The organism is Cellulosimicrobium composti (genome assembly GCF_009711085.1).
Taxonomy (GTDB): Bacteria; Actinomycetota; Actinomycetes; order Actinomycetales; family Cellulomonadaceae; genus Cellulosimicrobium; species Cellulosimicrobium composti.
This window is the reverse complement of sequence record NZ_WMKA01000001.1, coordinates 162909-177969: the sequence shown is the minus strand read 5'-3', so window position 1 is coordinate 177969 and position 15061 is coordinate 162909. Positions and strand designations below refer to the sequence as shown.

At 74.3% G+C, this 15061-nt stretch carries 10 protein-coding genes; 7 read left to right on the top strand and 3 right to left on the bottom strand.

Annotation, left to right across the window (positions count from 1 at the left end; translation table 11 throughout):
* The first annotated feature begins 17 nt into the window (after positions 1-17).
* A complete protein-coding gene (locus GJV82_RS00740) occupies positions 18-6215 on the top strand; it encodes a GH92 family glycosyl hydrolase (protein ID WP_155097886.1) in 6198 nt (2065 codons plus the stop codon).
* Positions 6216-6277: 62 nt separating this feature from the next.
* Here the strand turns inward: GJV82_RS00740 and GJV82_RS00735 are convergent, their stop codons facing one another.
* Complete coding sequence (locus GJV82_RS00735; RefSeq protein WP_155097885.1) at positions 6278-7156, bottom strand: SGNH/GDSL hydrolase family protein; 879 nt, start codon at positions 7154-7156, stop codon at positions 6278-6280.
* A 128-nt stretch (positions 7157-7284) separates the two neighbouring features.
* Positions 7285-8028, bottom strand: coding sequence for a uracil-DNA glycosylase (locus tag GJV82_RS00730; protein ID WP_318657130.1), 744 nt, complete (start codon positions 8026-8028; stop codon positions 7285-7287).
* 145 nt (positions 8029-8173) lie between these two features.
* On the opposite strand from GJV82_RS00730, the gene GJV82_RS00725 reads away from it, so the two are divergent.
* The 4 genes from GJV82_RS00725 (at position 8174) to GJV82_RS00710 (ending at position 11133) form a co-directional block, all read left to right on the top strand.
* Complete coding sequence (locus GJV82_RS00725) at positions 8174-8494, top strand: DUF3263 domain-containing protein (protein ID WP_024841967.1); 321 nt, start codon at positions 8174-8176, stop codon at positions 8492-8494.
* An 81-nt stretch (positions 8495-8575) separates the two neighbouring features.
* The gene (locus GJV82_RS20575; RefSeq protein WP_155097884.1) at positions 8576-9226 is read left to right on the top strand and encodes a LytR C-terminal domain-containing protein; all 651 of its coding nucleotides are present in this window, start codon (positions 8576-8578) and stop codon (positions 9224-9226) included.
* A gap of 181 nt (positions 9227-9407) precedes the next feature.
* Positions 9408-9611: a cold-shock protein gene (locus GJV82_RS00715; RefSeq protein WP_024841969.1), complete on the top strand. Its 204-nt coding sequence runs from the start codon at positions 9408-9410 to the stop codon at positions 9609-9611.
* 19 nt (positions 9612-9630) lie between these two features.
* The gene (locus GJV82_RS00710; protein ID WP_318657129.1) at positions 9631-11133 is read left to right on the top strand and encodes a phytoene desaturase family protein; all 1503 of its coding nucleotides are present in this window, start codon (positions 9631-9633) and stop codon (positions 11131-11133) included.
* A 9-nt stretch (positions 11134-11142) separates the two neighbouring features.
* Here GJV82_RS00710 and GJV82_RS00705 read toward each other — a convergent pair whose 3' ends face one another.
* Positions 11143-12624, bottom strand: coding sequence for a glycoside hydrolase family 15 protein (locus GJV82_RS00705; protein ID WP_404812902.1), 1482 nt, complete (start codon positions 12622-12624; stop codon positions 11143-11145).
* 288 nt (positions 12625-12912) lie between these two features.
* On the opposite strand from GJV82_RS00705, the gene groL reads away from it, so the two are divergent.
* Both groL and GJV82_RS00695 read left to right on the top strand, forming a co-directional pair.
* On the top strand, positions 12913-14538 hold the full coding sequence (gene groL, locus GJV82_RS00700; protein ID WP_155097882.1) for a chaperonin GroEL: 1626 nt from the start codon (positions 12913-12915) through the stop codon (positions 14536-14538).
* A 200-nt stretch (positions 14539-14738) separates the two neighbouring features.
* Positions 14739-15041, top strand: coding sequence for an urease subunit gamma (locus GJV82_RS00695; RefSeq protein WP_155097881.1), 303 nt, complete (start codon positions 14739-14741; stop codon positions 15039-15041).
* Positions 15042-15061 lie beyond the last annotated feature (20 nt).

Genomic DNA, 15061 nt, shown 5'->3' with positions numbered 1-15061 from the left:
CTCCCCGAAGGACATCGATGTCACTTCACCGCACGCACCCGTCCCTGCTCCGGGGCCCGACCAGGCCCGGCGTCGCCGCGGCCGTCGCGCTGAGCCTCCTGCTCAGCGGCACGACCCTCGTGACCGGCTCGGTCGCGGCCCACGCGGCACCGGGCGACCTGTCGACGTCGTTCGAGGAGGACGACCCACCGCTCGACTGGACCAGCACCCCGGAGGATACGGCCGACGGCCCCCGCGTCGAGGGAGTCGTCGGGACGTCCGTCCTCGAGCGCAGCCCGAGCACGCCCAGCGGGGACGACGTCCTCGGCGGCGCGACGGACGAGCTCGCGTGGGAGGGGCCGTTCCAGAACGGCGTCGGCTCGGTGCCCGGCACGCTCGAGGCGACGACCACGGCCGACGGCGACCCGGCGCAGCGCTGGGCGATGGACGCGCAGGGCGAGACGTGGGTGCAGGTGCCGATGCCCGACCTCGAGCGCGGCGTGACGATGCGCGCCGAGGCGACCCTGTCCGGGTCCGGCCGCGCGTTCCTCAACGTCTACAGCGGGAGCTCGGACGTCGGCGGCACGTACCTCACGCTCTCCGACGAGCCGCGGACCGTCACCGTGGACGTCGTGCGGCCCGCGTCGGGCGGTGGCACGCCCCAGCTCCAGATCCGCACGCACGACGCCGCGGCCGTCGACGTCGTGATCTCCGGGACGTCGGTCCGGCGCCTCGTGCCCGGCACGGTCGACTTCCCGGGCGACGTGACGGACCGCGTCGCGGGCGTCACCGCGACGCGCGAGAACCCGCCGGACGAGACCGCGGACAAGCTCGCGGACGGCGACGTCGCCACGAAGTGGCTGGCCGGTGCGCGCACCGCGCAGGTCACCTACGAGCTCGACGCGGCGACGACGGTGCGCGCGTACGCGCTGTCGTCCGCGAACGACGCGCCGGGCCGCGACCCGCGCGCGTGGACGCTCGAGGGCTCGCAGGACGGGTCCGCGTGGACGACGCTCGACGAGCGGACGAACCAGACGTTCTCCGAGCGGTTCCAGACGCGCGCGTACACGGTCGCGTCGCCGGGCGAGTACCGGTACTACCGGCTCGGCATCACGTCCAACAGCGGGAGCGACGGCACGCAGCTCGCCGAGCTGCAGCTCGCGACGGAGCCGCTCGCCGCGACCGACATGACGGCCGAGGTCGGCTCCGGGCCGAGCAGCGCGTACACCGCGCCGTCGGAGGTCGGGTGGACCGGCCTGGGCGCCCTGCACTACGGCGGCAGCCACACGACGGACGGGCGCGGGTACGCGTACGCGAAGGTGCTCGACGTCGACGTGCCCGTCGGCGAGGAGACCGAGCTGTCGTACGTGGTCTTCCCCGAGGCCGCCGAGAACGACCTGGGCTACGCGAGCACGTACGCCGCGATCGACCTCGCGTTCACGGACGGCACCTACCTCAGCGAGCTGGGCGCCGTCGACCGGCACGGGGCGGGGATGAGCCCGCAGGGCCAGGGCGAGGCGAAGACCCTCTACGTCAACCAGTGGAACAGGGTCGTGTCCCGGATCGGCGACGTCGCCGCGGGCCGCACGATCGACCGCGTGCTCGTCGGCTACGACAACCCGGACGGCCCGGCGGACTTCAGCGGCTGGATCGACGACGTCGCCGTGACGGCCGAGCCGGAGCAGCCGAGCGCCGAGCGCCCCTCGGACTACGTGGTCACCACCCGCGGCACGAACGCGAACGGCGACTTCTCCCGCGGCAACACGATCCCCGCGACGGCCGTGCCCCACGGGTTCAACTTCTGGACCCCGGTGACGGACGCGGGGTCGAACCGCTGGGTCTACGAGTACCAGAACCGCAACGACGACCAGAACCGGACCGCGATCGAGGCGTTCTCGCTCAGCCACGAGCCGAGCCCGTGGATGGGCGACCGCCAGACGTTCCAGGTCATGCCCTCCGAGGCGTCCGGGACGCCCGACGCGAACCGCGCGGCGCGCGCCCTGACGTTCAGCCACGACGCCGAGGAGGCGCGGGCGCACTACTACGGCGTGACGTTCGACGACGGCCTGCGCACCGAGATCGCGCCGACCGACCACGCGGCGATCTTCCGTTTCACGTTCACGGGCGACGAGTCGCACCTGATCTTCGACAACGTCACGAGCGCGGGCGGTCTCACGCTCGACGCGGACGCCGGCGTCGTCACCGGCTACACCGACGTGAGCACGCCGGGCAGCTCCGCGGGCATGACGCGCATGTTCGTCTACGGCACCGTCGACCGTCCGGTGACCGGCAGCGGCCGCCTCACGGGCGGCGGGGGCGGCGACGTCACGGGCTACCTGTCGTTCGACACGTCCGACGAGAAGGTCGTCCACCTCCGGCTCGCGACGTCCCTCATGAGCGTCGACCAGGCGCGGCACAACCTCGAGCTCGAGATCTCCGCGGACGACACGTTCGACACGGTCACGGACCGCGCGCAGCAGCTCTGGGACGACACGCTCGGCGTCGTCGAGGTCGAGGGCGCGAGCCACGACGACCTCGTCTCGCTCTACTCGAACCTCTACCGGCTGAGCCTCTACCCGAACTCGGGCCACGAGAACGTCGGGACGGCCGAGGAGCCCGTCTACCGGCACGTCGTGCAGTCGTCGGCGTCGTCGGACCCCGCGCCCGAGGGCACGACGGCGACCGAGACCGGTGCGCGCGTCGAGGACGGGAAGGTCTACGTCAACAACGGGTTCTGGGACACCTACCGCACGGCGTGGCCCGCGTACTCGCTGCTGTACCCGACCGAGGCCGGGGAGATGGTGAACGGCTTCGTCCAGCAGTACCGCGACGGCGGCTGGGTCTCGCGCTGGTCCGCGCCCGGGTACGCCGACAGCATGACGGGCACGAGCTCGGACGTCGCGTTCGCCGACGCCTACCTCAAGGACGTGCCCGGCATCGACGTCGAGGCCGCGTACGACGCCGCGCTGAAGAACGCGTCGACCGTGCCGCCGGACGCGAGCGTGGGACGCAAGGGCCTCGACCCGGCGACGTTCCTCGGCTACACGCCGACGTCGACGCACGAGAGCGCGTCGTGGTCGCTCGAGGACTACCTCAACGACTACGGCATCGCGACGATGTCGAAGAAGCTGCTCGACGCGAGCGGCGAGGACGACCCGCGCCGCCAGGAGTACGCGGACAACCACGAGTACTACCTGAACCGCGCGCTCAACTACGCGACGCTGTTCGACCCCGCCACCGGCTTCCTGCGCGGGCGGACCGAGGACGGCTCGTGGGCGCAGTCCGCGGCCGACTTCGACCCCGAGGTCTGGGGCAACGAGTTCACCGAGACCGACGGCTGGAACTTCGCGTTCCACGCCGTGCAGGACGGTCGCGGCCTCGCCAACCTCCTCGGCGGCCCGGACGCGCTCGGCGCGAAGCTCGACGCGTTCTTCGCGACCCCCGAGACGGCGGCCAAGCCCGGCTCGTACGGCGGCGTCATCCACGAGATGCGCGAGGCCAAGGCGGTGCGCCAGGGCCAGTGGGGATTGAGCAACCAGGTGTCGCACCACATCCCGTACATGTACGCGTTCGCGGGCGAGCCGGCGAAGACCGCGGAGATCGTGCGGACCGCGCTGGCCCGCTCGTTCACGGGCAACGACATGGGCCAGGGCTACCCGGGCGACGAGGACAACGGCGAGATGTCGGCCTGGTGGCTGTTCAGCGCGCTCGGGTTCTACCCGCTGCAGGTGGGCAGCCCGACGTACGTGATCGGCTCGCCCCTCTTCACGCGCGCGACCATCCATCTCGAGAACGGCGAGGACCTCGTGATCGAGGCGCCGGACAACAGCGCGGAGAACGTCTACGTGCAGGGCGTGACGGTCGACGGGGTGCCGCAGTCGGCGACGTACCTCACGCACGACCAGCTCGCCGACGGCGGCACGATCGTGTTCGACATGGGCCCGACGCCGTCGGCATGGGGCACCGGGGCGGACGACGCGCCGCCGTCGATCACCGAGGGCGACGACCTGCCCGACCCGCTCGCCGACGTCACGAGCACCTACGACGTCACGACGGACGACGAGGGCACGGACGTCGCCGCGCTCACCGACGACACCGCGGCGGCCGAGGTCGCGTTCACGACCGCGACGCCGGGCGTCACGTTCGAGGCGACCGGCACGACGGCGCGCGCGGCGATGTACACCCTCACGTCCGCCGCGGGCGACGGGACGGACCCGAGCGCCTGGACGCTCGAGGGCTCGACCGACGGCGAGACGTGGACGACGCTCGACGAGCGCTCGGGCGAGTCGTTCGCGTCGCGCCGCGAGACGCGGGCGTTCTCGATCGCCGAGCCGGGCGTGCACCGGCAGTACCGCCTGCGCGTCACGGCGTCGACGGGTGCGACGACGGCGCTCGCGGAGGTGGAGCTCCTCGCCCACGCCCCGCGCGTGAGCGAGCTCGACGACGCGATCACCGCGGCGGTCGACGCCGGGCGCATCCCGGCCGAGACGGCCGAGCGGCTCGGCGGCCTCGTGGCCGCGGCGCAGGAGGCTGAGGACGCGCACGACGCCGACGCCGTGCGCGCACAGCTGCGCCTGCTGCGCGCCGCGGTCGACACGACGCCGACCGCTCTGCTCGACGACCGCACGCGCGCCGAGCTCACGCTGCTCGTCTCGCAGTGGCTCACGGCGAGCACCGGCCTCGACGAGATCCGCGCCCAGATCGGTGCGCTCCAGCGGAGCGGGGACGTCGACGCCGGGACGGCGCAGGCCCTCGTCGCGCACGTCGACGACGCGGCGGAGCAGCTCGACGGGGCCCACGCGGCCGGCGTCGCGCAGGCCCTGACCGCGCTGCGCGCCGCGATCGCCGACGCGTCCGCGGACGCGGTGAGCGAGCACGCCCGCACGGTGCTCGTGCCGCTGGTCGACGCCCTCATCGAGAACCCGCCCGCGACCCAGCGGGCGGCGAGCGCGGTCCGGACGCTCATGGCGGACTACGACCCCGAGAAGGCCTGGTGGCCGTCGAGCTGGTGGAACTCCGCCGTCGCGACGAACACCGTGATCGACTACATGGAGCGCACGGGCGACCGGAGCTACCTGGCCCAGGTCGACCGCACGTTCGAGCGCAACAAGGCGCCGTTCCCCGCGGGCGAGATGTCGAGCGACGAGATCCTCGGCAACTTCACGAGCCGCGCGATCGACGACGCCGCGTGGTGGGGCCTCACGTGGGCCTCGGCCTACGACCTCACGGGGGACCAGAAGTACCTCGACATGTCGGTCACGATCGCCGAGTACGTGCACGGGTACTGGGACCCGGGCACGTGCGGCGGCGGCGTGTGGTGGGACGCCGAGAGGACGTACAAGAACGCCGTGACCAACGGCCTCTACGTGCGGCTCGCGGCCGAGCTCCACAACCGGATCGACGGTGACACCGTGTGGCTCGAGCGCGCGCAGACCGGCTGGGACTGGCTCCGGGCGAGCGGCATGGTGAACGAGGACGGCCTCGTCAACGACGGGCTCACCGGCGACTGCCGCAACAACGGCGGCACCGTGTGGAGCTACAACCAGGGCCTCGCGATCGGTGCGGGCCTCGAGCTCCACCGGGCCACGGGAGACGCCGCCCCGCTGGAGACGGCCGTGCGCCTCGCGGACGCCGCGCTGGCGTCCGACGCGCTCGTCGTGGACGGGGTCCTCACCGAGGCCTGCGACGCGCTCGACCGCACGTGCGACGACAACGGCAAGCAGTTCAAGGGCATCTTCATGCGGTACGTCATGGACCTCGTCGACACCACGGGGGAGGCGCGGTACCAGGAGTTCGTCGACCGCCAGGCCGCGACGATCTGGGCGCAGGACCGGGCGGACGGCGACCGGCTCGGCGTGCGGTGGGCCGGTGGCGGGACCGCGGAGCACCCCAACGTGTTCGACTGGAGGACGCAGGCGAGCGCGCTCGGCGCCCTGCTCGCGGCGACGCCGCAGGCGCCGCAGGTGCGGGCGGAGGTCCAGGTCCGCTGCCTCGCGGGCACCGCGTACGTCGCGGTCCGTGCGCACAACCTCGGTGACGGCCCGCTCGACGTGACGGTCACGACGCCGTTCGGCGAGAAGACCTTCGCGGACGTCGCCGGCGGCGCGAACGGCTACCAGTCGTTCTCGTCGCGGTCGGGCGGCGTCGAGGCGGGGACCGTCACGGTCACCGCGGTGCCGTCCGGCGGCGGACCGCGGGCGACGCAGGAGGTGGCCTACCCGGCGCGGACCTGCTGACGCCCGGGTGACGTCCGCGTGACGGGGCCGGGCCGGCGACGTGGTCGCCGGCCCGGCCCGCGTCAGTCCTGCGCGAGCGGGACCGGCAGCAGCTCGGGGGCCTTCGGCAGCCGGCCGTCGCCCGACGACGTCCCCCGCAGCCGCCGCTGGGCCCACGGCACGACGTGCGTGCGCACCCACTGCGCGTTCTGTCGCGCCCGGTCGACGGCCGGGGTCGGCGGCAGGGGCGCCAGCGGGTCGTCCCACGCCGCGTCGTCGGGCATTTGGCCGAGCCCGACGAGGGCACCCTGGGCGACGCGGCGGTGACCCTCGGGCGTGAGGTGGATGCGGTCGTCGGACCAGACGCGCCAGTCCTGCAGCGCGCGCATGCCCCACAGGTCGAGCACGTACGCGCCGTGCCGGCGCGCGATCGCCCAGATGTGCGCGTTGTAGACCCCGACGCGCGGGCGCGTGAGGCTCACGAGGGGCGACTGCGAGGCGTCGAACCCCGTCGCCAGGAGGACGTCGGCCCCCGACGCGCGCAGGCGGACGACGGCGTGCTCGAGGTTGCGCGCGAGCCGGTCGACGTCGGCGTTGGGGCGCAGGATGTCGTTGCCACCGCCGACGAGGCTCACGAGGTCCGGCTGCAGCGCGAGCGCGGCCGGGACCTGCTCGGTGAGGATCGAGCGCAGCTTGCGGCCGCGGATCGCGAGGTTGGCGTAGCGCAGCGGCTCCTCGCCGGCCTCGACGCGGCGCGCCGCGAGGTGCTGGGCGAGGAGGTCGGCCCAGCCGCGCTGGTGGTCCGGCTCGCCGGGGTACGGGTCCCACAGGCCCTCGGTGAACGAGTCGCCGATCGCGACGTAGCTCGTCCAGCGGGGCGGGGCGTCGTCGGGTCGGCGTGCGTCGGCGGTGTCTCCGGCCAGGGGAGTGGTCGTCGGGTTCTGCGTCGTCACCCGCCCCATTGTGCTCCTGCCGGAACCGTGCGCCGCCGACCGGTCGCCCACGACGGGTCGAGCATGCGGTCCGGGCGCGTCAGGCGACGCGGACGGGCCAGAAGCACATGCTCGGCGCGGGGCCCGGCGGGCGAGCGTCACGCGGTGGGGAGCGTCCAGTCGACCGGATCCGCGCCCTGGGCCGCGAGGAGCTCGTTGACGCGCGAGAACGGGCGCGAGCCGAAGAACCCGCGGCGCGCCGACAGCGGGCTCGGGTGGGCGCTCGCGACGACGGGCGTGTCACCGAGCATCGGGCGCAGGGTCGCGGCGTCGCGCCCCCACAGGATCGCGACGAGCGGGGCGTCGCGCGCGACGAGCGCCCGGATCGCGGCCTCCGTCACGGCCTCCCAGCCCTGGCCGCGGTGCGAGCCGGGCTCGCCGGGCCGCACGGTGAGCACCCTGTTGAGCAGCATGACGCCCTGGTCGGCCCACGCGGACAGGTCGCCGTGCGCGGGCGTCGGCACGCCGACGTCGTCCCTGAGCTCGGCGAAGATGTTCTGCAGCGAGCGGGGCACCGGGCGCACGTGGGGCTGCACCGAGAACGACAGGCCCATGGGATGCCCGGGCGTCGGGTACGGGTCCTGCCCGACGACGAGGACGCGCACGTCCGCGAGCGGCCGCGAGAACGCGTTGAGGATGGCCGGCGGCGCGGGCAGGTACGCGCGGCCCGCCGCCACCTCGGCGCGCAGGAAGTCCCCGAGGGCGTGGAGCTGCGGCTCCACGGGCGCGAGGGCCTGCGCCCAGTCGGGCGCCATGATGCTCGCGAGCGGGGGACGTGCGCTCGCCGCCGGGGCGGGCGTGGCCGGGTCGACGGCGACGGGCTGGGCGGGTGCGCTCTCCACGGTCCCGAGCCTAACGGCCGCACTCGCAGGCCCGCGCCGCGCGGCGCGGACGAATGACACCGGTGTGGTTCGTGCGTACGCTGTGAGGCGGTCCCGCGCACCGTCGTGCGCAGGTCCCGTGACGAGAGAGTGCAGGAGGGGAACGATGAGCGAGGCGGCGTACGTGCTCGACGGACCCGACGCGGTCGGCGACCGGACCGCTCAGGAGGACCCGGCGTCGGGCCTGAGCGAGCGGGACCGCGAGATCCTGGCGTTCGAGCGGCAGTGGTGGAAGTACTCGGGCGCCAAGGAGCAGGCGGTGCGCGAGCTGTTCGACATGTCCGCGACGCGCTACTACCAGGTGCTCAACGCGCTCATCGACTCCCCGGCCGCGCTCGCGCACGACCCGATGCTGGTCAAGCGGCTGCGCCGGATGCGCTCCACCCGGCAGCGCGCCCGCACGGCCCGCCGGCTCGAAGGTCTCTGACCGCACCGGGTCCCGTCGCCCGTGAAGTCCGGGCGAACTGGGCGTTTAGTCAACGGCCCCGGCCGGGCTACCCTGTCAGCCGTGACGAAGAGCCGCTACCCCTACGCGCCCGACGAGTTCGACGCGCCCGCGCCGCAGGGTGCGCCCGTGGGGGTGCACCGCACGCCGCGCAGCGGGTGGAGCAAGACGTGGCCGTTCCTCCTGGTCGCCGTCGTCTTCGCCGGCCTCGCGTACGGGGGCGTCGCGCTGCTGTCGGACAACGGCGCGACCGACAACCCGCCGCAGGCGCAGTCGACCGAGCCGCCCGCCGAGGAGACGGAGACGCCGCCCGCCGAGGAGACCGAGGAGCCTCCGGCGGACGAGCCCCCGGCGCAGGAGGAGGAGCCCCCGGCCGACGAGACGCCGGAGACCCCCGACCTCGCGTCGCTCATGGCCGCGGCCGACCCGAGCGCGTACGTGCGCGTGCTCAACGCGAGCGGCATCGGCGGCGAGGCCGGCAAGGGCCGCGACGCCCTGTCGGGCCAGGGGTTCACCAACGTCGAGGCGGCTGACTACGAGGGCAGCCCCGACGACGTCTCCGCGACGACCGTCTGGTACGCCGAGGACCGCAGCGACAGCGCCGCCGCGGTGGCGGCGATCCTCGGGATCCCCGCCGAGCAGGTGAGCCAGCAGCCGCTCCGCTCCGGCGACGTCGTGGTCATCGTCAAGTCCGAGCTCTCGCCCGTCGGCTGACGCTCCGCGACCCGGCGGCGTGCGCTTCGCCTCCACCCGCGCGCTGACCTGGACGTTCGCCCTTGCGGCCTCGACCGGACCCGCGCGCGCCCGACCTTCCGCGACCGCCGTGCGAGGGCTAGGCTCGGGCTACCACGGGGCGGAGGTCGCCTCGGGGGCGACGACGCACCAGGAGACGTACATGGCTCAGGGGACCGTGAAGTGGTTCAACGCCGAGAAGGGCTACGGGTTCATCACCCCCGCCTCCGGCGGTCAGGACCTCTTCGTGCACTTCAGCGCGATCCAGACGGACGGCTACCGCACGCTGGAGGAAGGCCAGGAGGTCGAGTTCGAGCTCGGTCAGGGCACGAAGGGCCCGCAGGCCGAGCAGGTGCGGCCGCTCTGACGCGGCCCCCGAGGGTCGCGTGACGGAGAACCTCGACGCAGTCGTCGTCGGCTCGGGTCCCAACGGCCTGGCCGCCGCCGTGACCCTCGCGCGCGCGGGCCTCTCGGTGCGCGTCCTCGAGGGGCAGCCCACGTGGGGCGGCGGTGCCCGCACGCTGGACCTCGGCCTGGCCGACGGGCTCGTGCACGACGTCTGCTCGGCCGTGCACCCGATGGCCTGGGCGTCGCCGTTCTTCGAGGCCTTCGACCTGGGCGCGCGCGGCGTCGAGCTCCGCGTGCCGGAGGTGTCGTTCGCCCAGCCGCTCGACGGCGGGCGGGCGGGCATCGCGTACCACGACCTCGACCGCACGGTGGAGCGTCTGGGCGTCGACGGCGACGCCTGGCGCGGCCTCCTCGGCCCTCTCGCGCACGGCTGGCGCGACGTCGTCGCGGTCGCGCTCGGCGACAAGCGCTCGATCCCCGGGCGCGCGCTCACGCCCGGCGGGGCGGCGGTCGCCGCCCGCTTCGGGGCTGCCGTCCTGGAGCAGGGGAGCGCGGCCTGGGGGCGGCGGTTCCGGACGGAGGAGGCCGGGGCCCTGCTCACGGGCGTCGCCGCCCACGCCATCTCGCGGCTCCCGTCCTTGGCCGCGGCCGGGACCGCCCTGCTCCTCGCGTCGCTCGGGCACGCCCCGGGCGGCTGGCCGCTGCCGCGCGGCGGGTCCGGCGCGATCACGGCGGCGCTCGTGGACGACCTGCGCGAGCACGGCGGGGAGGTCGTCACCGGGCACCGCGTCGGCTCGCTCGCCGACCTGCCGCGCGCCCGCGCCTACGTGTTCGACACGGCGCCGCGCGTCGTCGCGGACGTGTTCGCCGACCGTCTCGCCCCGCGCGCCGAGACGGCGCTGCGCCGCTTCCGCCACGGGGACGCGGCGGCCAAGGTGGACCTCGTGCTCTCCGGGCCCGTCCCGTGGGCGGACCCGGAGGTGGGGCGCGCCGGCACGGTGCACGTGGGGGGCACGCGCGCCGAGATGGCGCGCGCCGAGGCCGACGTCGCGGCGGGCCGTCACGCGGAGCGGCCGGTCGTGCTCGTCAGCGACCCGACCGTCGTCGACCCGGCGCGCGAGGTCGGTGGTCTGCGCCCGCTGTGGACGTACGCGCACGTGCCCGCGGGCTCGACGCGCGACGTCACGCGGGACGTCCTCGCGCAGCTCGAGCGCTTCGCCCCGGGGGTCCGAGACCTCGTCGTCGCGTCGCGCTGCGTGCCCGCGGCGGACATGGCGGCCCACGACGAGAGCTACGTCGGCGGCGACATCGCGGGCGGCGCCGTGAGCATGTGGCAGATGGTCGCGCGCCCGACGCCCCGCCTCGACCCGTACGCCGTCGGCCTCGAGGGCGTGTACCTGTGCTCGGCGTCGACCCCGCCGGGGCCCGGCGTGCACGGGCTCGGCGGCTGGCACGCCGCGCGCCGCGTGCTGCGCCGCGAGTTCGACGTGCGCGCGGACCCGTCGCTCGCGCCCGAGCCGTCGGACGCGGCCGCGCGGTAGCCCGGCCCGCTACCCGGCGGTGACGGGGTCCCCGCCCGGCGCGTCGGCGCCGTCGAGCTCGACGAGCGCGAGCACCACGAGGGCCGAGCTCCAGGAGAGCGGCGCCACCGCCGCGGGCGAACCGTCGGCGAGGACCTTCTCGGGGATCGCCCCGGAGGCCGTGCGGTGGTCGTCGACCCAGCGCAGCCACTCGCGCGCGTCGGCCCGGTCGTCGGGGTCCGACGACGACGCCGCGGCGAGCGCGTAGAGCGTCGTCTGCGGGGTCCACGAGATCCCGTCGTCGCGCCATCCCGCGCCGGGCGCGAGACCGCCCGCGGGGCGCAGCATCTCGGTGACCGACTCGCGCCAGGCGGCGTCCGCGCCCGCGAGCGGCTCGGGCTGGAAGGGCGGCAGCACGAACGCCGTCGACGCGTCGCGCGCGCCGCCCGTCACGTGCCGCGGGAAGCCCTGCGAGCCGAACGAGCGCTCGACGGCCATGCGCAGGCGCGCGGCGGCGAGCGTCGCCTCGGTGGCGCGGTCCGGCTCGCCCGCGACGGCGTAGACGTCGGCCGCGGCCTCGAGCCCGGCGAGCAGCGGGCCGGCGGTCCCGAGCGTGAGGGACGTGGGCTCGACCTCCCAGTAGTCGCTCGACGCGGGCGGCAGCGGGTCCTCGCCGTCGACGAGCGACAGCGCGTGGTCGGTCGCGGCGTCGACGAGCGGCCGCAGCTCGGCGGCGACCTCGCGGCGGTCCGCGGCGGGCGTCTCCTCCAGGACGACGTCCGCGGCCCACAGGACCCAGCCGACGCCGTCGGACTGGAGGCCGCGGTCGTCGGGCACGCCGGAGCCGTCGGGCAGGTAGCGCGCGTGGAACGAGCCGTCGTCCTCCTGGACGCGCGCGAGGAAGCCGAGGACGTCGCGCGCGTCCGCGACGTGCCCCGTGCGGGCGAACGCCGCCGCGGTGAACGACGCGTCGCGCGGCCACACGTACCGCCACCTGGGGGAGGGGGCGGCGAGCGCTGCGCCGTCGTCGAGGGTCAGCGCGCGCAGGTCGAGCAGCGCGGCCTCGCCGAGCGCGGCGAACGGCCCGTCGGCACCGGGGACGACACCGGACGCGAGCCAGGCGCGGGACGCGGCGGCGGCGTCGTGCGCGCGGTCGGGGTCGAGGAGGCCGGCCGCCGCGATCGGCTCGCCCGCGACCTGGGCGAGGCGGTCGGCCTCGCCGTCCGCGGGGTCGACGCCCTCGGCGAGAGCGGCCCGGTCGAGCGCGGCCGGGTCGAGCACGCGGCTGCCGTCGAGGTACGTCGCACCGGCGCCGGGAGCGAGGCGCAGGAGCGCCGTCCCGCCGTCGGGGGCGGTCGTGACGGCGACGCCGTCCTGGTAGAGGTCGATGTGCTCGCCCGTCGGCGCGGCGACGGCGGTCGCCGCGGTCAGGCCGAGGGCAGGGACCAGCAGGAAGCCGGCACGGGCTGCTGCGAGGCGCCACGTCGGTGTTGCGCGGATCACACCGCGCATCCTACGAGGGCGCCGCGCAGCCCGGGTTTCGCCCGTCGCGATACCGGGGACGCGCGTCACGCGCTGTCTTGCACTCGCACCCTGCGAGTGCCAATAATGGCGTTAGCACTCGCGTCATGAGAGTGACAGAAGTGACCAGCGCAGGCACCCGTTCCGCGGGTGCGGCGCAGACCACCAGGTCGACAGGTGAGGCCCGCCCGGCGGCGTGACATGAACGCCGCCCGTCGCGGGCCGTCCGTCGCGGGCGCCGGCCGACCGCCATACGCCACCAGCGGAGGATCATTCCCCATGGCCAAGATCATCGCCTTCGACGAGGAGGCTCGTCGGAGCATGGAGCGCGGGCTCAACACGCTCGCCGACACCGTCAAGGTCACCCTCGGCCCCAAGGGCCGCAACGTCGTGCTCGACAAGAAGTGGGGCGCGCCGACCATCACGAACGACGGCGTCTCCATCGCCAAGGAGATCGAGCTCGAGGACCCGTACGAGAAGATCGGTGCGGAGCTCGTCAAGGAGGTCGCCAAGAAGACGGACGACGTCGCGGGTGACGGCACCACCACGGCGACCGTCCTCGCCCAGGCGCTCGTGCGCGAGGGCCTGCGCGTCGTCGCGGCCGGCGCCAACCCGATCGCCGTCAAGCGCGGCATCGAGAAGGCCGTCGACGCGGTGACCGAGCAGCTGCTCAACGCTGCCAAGGAGATCGAGACCAAGGACGAGATCGCTGCCACGGCCGCCATCTCGGCCGGCGACCCCGCGATCGGCGAGCTCATCGCCGAGGCCCTCGACAAGGTGGGCAAGGAGGGCGTCATCACGGTCGAGGAGTCGAACACGTTCGGCCTCGAGCTCGAGCTCACCGAGGGCATGCGCTTCGACAAGGGCTTCCTCGCGCGCTACTTCGAGACGGACCCCGAGCGCCAGGAGGCCGTGCTCGAGGACCCGTACGTCCTCATCGTCGAGTCCAAGATCTCGAACGTGAAGGACCTGCTCCCGGTCCTCGACCAGGTCATGAAGGCCGGCCGCTCGCTCCTCATCATCGCCGAGGACGTCGAGGGCGAGGCGCTCGCGACCCTGGTGCTCAACAAGATCCGTGGCACGTTCAAGTCCGTCGCCGTCAAGGCCCCGGGCTTCGGCGACCGCCGCAAGGCTATGCTCCAGGACATCGCGATCCTCACCGGCGGCCAGGTCATCACCGAGACGGTGGGCCTCAAGCTCGAGAACGCGACGCTGGACCTGCTCGGCCAGGCGCGCAAGGTCGTCGTCACCAAGGACGAGACCACGATCGTCGAGGGTGCGGGCGACGCCGACCTCATCGCGGGTCGCGTGAACCAGATCCGTGGCGAGATCGAGAAGTCGGACTCCGACTACGACCGCGAGAAGCTCCAGGAGCGCCTCGCGAAGCTCGCCGGCGGCGTGGCCGTCATCAAGGCGGGTGCCGCGACGGAGGTCGAGCTCAAGGAGCGCAAGCACCGCATCGAGGACGCCGTGCGCAACGCGAAGGCGGCCGTCGAGGAGGGCATCGTCGCCGGTGGTGGCGTCGCGCTCATCCAGGCCGGTGCCGTGGCGTTCGAGAAGCTCGAGCTCGACGGCGACGAGGCGACCGGTGCGCAGATCGTGCGCGCCGCGATCGACGCCCCGCTCAAGCAGATCGCGATCAACGCCGGCCTCGAGGGCGGCGTCGTGGCGGAGAAGGTGCGCAACCTCCCGTCCGGCCAGGGCCTCAACGCCGCGACCGGTGAGTACGAGGACCTCCTCGCCGCCGGCGTGAACGACCCGGTCAAGGTCACGCGCTCCGCGCTGCAGAACGCCGCCTCGATCGCGGCGCTCTTCCTCACGACCGAGGCCGTCGTCGCCGACAAGCCGGAGAAGGCTCCGGCCGCCCCCGGTGGCGACGGTGGCATGGGCGGCATGGACTTCTGATCCACGCCTGACCCTCTCCCGGCTGGTCCGGGAGGCCGCAGGACATCGAAGGCCGTCGGCCGGGTTCGCCCGGTCGGCGGCCTTCGTCGTGCCCGCGGGAGTCCTCCTCCCGTCGCCGCCGGGCCCGGGGGAGTCGCGGTACACGCACGTATAACGCCGTGTATACACGCCGGAAACGAACGCCCGGCAGGATCGCCGCCATGCACCTGACGCCCGCGGACACCGAGAAACTGCTGCTCGCCGTCGCGGGCATGGTCGCGCGCGACCGCCGCGAGCGCGGCGTGCTGCTCAACTACCCCGAGACCGTCGCCCTGCTCACCACGTGGGTGATCGAGCGCGCTCGCGAGGGGGCGGGCGTCGAGGAGCTCATGGTCGCCGGGCGCGAGGTGCTCGGGCGCGACGAGGTGATGGAGGGCGTCGCGGAGATGCTGCCCGACGTCCAGGTCGAGGCGACCTTCCCCGACGGGCGCAAGCTCGTCACCATCCACCAGCCGATCGCCTGAGCCGGACCGGTCCGGCGCAC